We start from the raw sequence: 2,437 nt of genomic DNA, 5'->3' as shown, positions 1-2,437 counted from the left end.
GAGTATTGACAGTTGATTATTCAGATTTAAAAAGTACTATATCAGCATCAGAGAGTGCATGTAGGAATATAGAAAACTATGCAAATTCTTTAGATAAAAAAGTAACTCAAAAGATAAGTGATTTAGGATTTAGTACATCTAGAACTAGTGATGCTAATTGGTTTGCACGTAAGAAGACAAAAAATCTAAGAAAAAAAGCAGAGAAGTATACTAATTTTGCAAAAAAACTAGAAAATTTTGGTGAGGTTGTTCAAGAAAAAGATAAGGCAGTAAGCAATAAGTTTGATACTTTATATTCAACCTTTAAAACTAATAATAATATAAAAGTAAATCCAGTAAAAGAGTTCTTTGTGAACCTTACAGTTGGAATAAGCAATAGATCATCACTATCAAGATGGGTAAAAAATACCTATAACAATATAAAAACATCTGTAAAGGGAGTATGTGATTCTGTTAAGGAATGGTACAAGTATAAAGGTGGAAAGTTTCTATTAGACATAGTTGGATCATTTGTAGCTATAGCATCAGGAGTATTTACAATATGTACAGTTGGTCTGGGTTTCTTTGGATTTGTAGCTATAGTGGGTGCAGGTTTAGCTATAATAAATGCTGTAACTAATATATGTACTAGTGCGTCTGCAATTAAATATAGCAATAGCGATCCAGCTATGGCAGCAAGGTATGGAAGAATGAACACAAGGGCAGATTATCTTAGAAAAAACAATTTTGATTCAAAGGAAAAAAATAGAAAAAGTCTAGGGGTAGCAAACCTTTATGATGGAATTCAGCTTTTCACAGATATAGTAGGAGTTACAAGTATTGCTAATACTTTCTTTAAAAATTCAAAGAATATAAGTTCAATAAAAAATTTATTTTCAGGCCCAGAAGGGCTTAGAACTAAGTTTTTAGTAAAAGAATATAGAAGAGGTAAAGAAATTTATTATTCTAAACCTAAAAGTTTTTTTAATGGATTAAAAAGCATAAAAAATAATAAACCATTTTGGAGTAATCTAAGAAAAAATTTCAAGAAGGATTTATATAATGACAAATTTACAATTATAAGAAGTTTTAGAGATAAAAAGTCTACTCTTACGTTTGCAAAAGATACCATTATTAGTAGCATTAAAGGTAATAATATGGAGAAAGTTAGAAGTAGAGGTATTATCAAAGATTTTGGTAGCGATATAGCTAAAAAGCATATACCAAATTTAATTAAAACTATATTTAAACAAAGTGAAAATAATAAAGAATTTGATGGAAGCTTTAAGCGAATAAAACTTAATGTAAAGATGCCTAAACCTATAACAGAAGGTATAAGATGGATAAATCGTATAGATGATATTATGAAATTTAATGAAGCTAAAATTATTAATGATCTTAACATATCTGATTTAAACAGTATAAAGGATATTAAAAGTAAAATTAAAGAATGGAAGAAAAATATTGATACTTATAAGAATTATGAAAATAAAAAGCTTAAGACTACCAAGCTTGTAGGAAATTATGCATGGTAGATACTATATCATAATATTTAGATTATAGAGGTTGGTTAAAAATGGTAAAAGAATATAGAGTAGATAATAGAAAGAGAAAAAAGTTAATACAAGACCGTATAAAGAAGCATCCTAAGTGGAAAAAAAGAAAATGGGTAAGGTATGGGCTAGTAGTTACTTTAATTTTGTTGTTAATAATTATTCCCGCTCGTGATTGGATTATGACAGAACATGTTTATGATGGGAAAAGTATAGATGAGGTTGGGATCAAAACTTTATTAATGGGAAGTGAGATGTCATTTTCATCAATTGCTTTCTTCATAGGTATGCCAGTTTTTCTATATTTCCGTTCATTAAAGAATTCTTGTAGCGATAATATAGAATGGATTACTGATGAAATAATAATACTTACTGATAAGGAAATTAATAGTGGATATAGAGGGAGTGACAGAGCATCTATAAAAGAGTACTATATAGAGATAATAAAATATGAGAATATAAAAAAGATAGTATTAAATAAATATTCTCAAAAGCTAAAGATATATGGAGATATGGGATTGATAGTATATTCGGATTATGAAAATGATGTAGTAGATCATACAAAAAAATATCCCAATAACACTACAGTAATAGATTTTTATTATGAAAATAGTGAAGACTTCATAAAGACATTAGAAGAAAAGAGTGGAATTAAGGTACAAGTTATAGATGAAGTAGATGAAAGTTATAATAGAGTAGATTGATAAGTAGTTGTTATAATAATGGGGGAAACATAAGTGGGAGTATTGACAGTTGATTATTTAGATTTAAAAAGTACTATATCAGCATCAGAGAGTGCATGTAGCAATATAGAAAGCTATGCAGATTCTTTAGATAAAAAAGTAACTCAAAAAATAAATGATTTAGGATTTAGTACTTCTAGGCTATAATATTTAGATTATAGA

At 27.5% G+C, this 2,437-nt stretch carries 3 protein-coding genes; all 3 read left to right on the top strand.

Annotation, left to right across the window (positions count from 1 at the left end; all coding sequences use genetic code 11):
• Positions 1 to 1,514: hypothetical protein (locus B2671_RS06100; protein ID WP_346869606.1), on the top strand; the 1,514-nt coding region annotated here is incomplete at its 5' end.
• Between the two features lie 41 nt (positions 1,515 to 1,555).
• Entirely contained in the window at positions 1,556 to 2,236 is a 681-nt protein-coding gene (locus B2671_RS06095; protein ID WP_346869605.1) for a hypothetical protein, read from the top strand.
• Between the two features lie 33 nt (positions 2,237 to 2,269).
• On the top strand, positions 2,270 to 2,422 hold the full coding sequence (locus tag B2671_RS06090) for a hypothetical protein (protein ID WP_346869604.1): 153 nt from the start codon (positions 2,270 to 2,272) through the stop codon (positions 2,420 to 2,422).
• Positions 2,423 to 2,437 lie beyond the last annotated feature (15 nt).

Source organism: Clostridium sp. UBA5119, assembly GCF_002414285.1.
Taxonomy (GTDB): domain Bacteria; phylum Bacillota; class Clostridia; order Clostridiales; family Clostridiaceae; genus Clostridium_J; species Clostridium_J sulfidigenes.
Note: the sequence above shows the minus strand (reverse complement) of the source record. Positions and strands in the feature narration are given on the sequence as shown.